Annotated in this window: 1 protein-coding gene; it reads left to right on the top strand. The window is 48.6% G+C overall.

Annotated elements, in window-relative coordinates:
• A partial coding sequence (locus tag R7Q48_RS26380) for a pyruvate formate lyase family protein (protein ID WP_318133153.1) occupies positions 1-800 on the top strand: 800 nt, incomplete at both ends.

Genomic DNA, 800 nt, shown 5'->3' with positions numbered 1-800 from the left:
ATCTTTCCTGAATACACGGTGCGTTGGATTGAAGCGGAAATCGATGAACTGGCCGACCGACCAGGGGCTGGCTTTGCGGTAAGTGAAGAAGACAAACAAAGCATTCACGCCATTACGCCATACTGGCGCGATAAAACGGTTCAAGATCGCTGCTATGGACTTTTTACCGACGAACAACAAGAGATCCTAGCCAGCACCATCATTAAAGCCGAGGGCAACATGACTTCGGGCGACGCGCACCTTGCGGTGGATAACGAAAAAATCCTGAAGATCGGTATGAACGGTCTGCTGGATGAGGTTCGTCAGCATCGCGCTAATAACGACATGTCGACGTATGAAGGGTTGAAGAAAGAGCAGTTTTATAAGTCCGTCGAAATTGTCTTGCTTGCGATTCAGGAGCACATCGTGAGTTACGCCGATCTCGCTCTGGAAATGGCACAAAACGAAACTCGACCAGAGAGGAAAGCAGAACTGGAGACAATCGCAGAAAACTGTCGTCATGTGGCTTTCCATGCGCCAACCAACTTCTGGCAAGCTCTGCAACTGAGCTATTTTGTGCAGTTGATGTTGCAAATTGAATCGAATGGCCACTCTGTTTCATTCGGTCGGATGGACCAGTTCCTAAACGACTACTACGTGCGTGATCTTGAAAGTGGCGCGATGAACAAAGCGTTCGCCCTTGAGCTATTGCAAAGCTGTTGGTTGAAATTGCTTGAAGTAAACAAGATTCGCTCTGGCGCGCACTCAAAAGCGTCGGCAGGTTCTCCTCTGTATCAAAATGTCTGTATCGGTGGCCAAAA

It is taken from the genome of Vibrio sp. 378, assembly GCF_033339435.1.
This window is presented reverse-complemented; position numbering and strand designations above follow the sequence as displayed.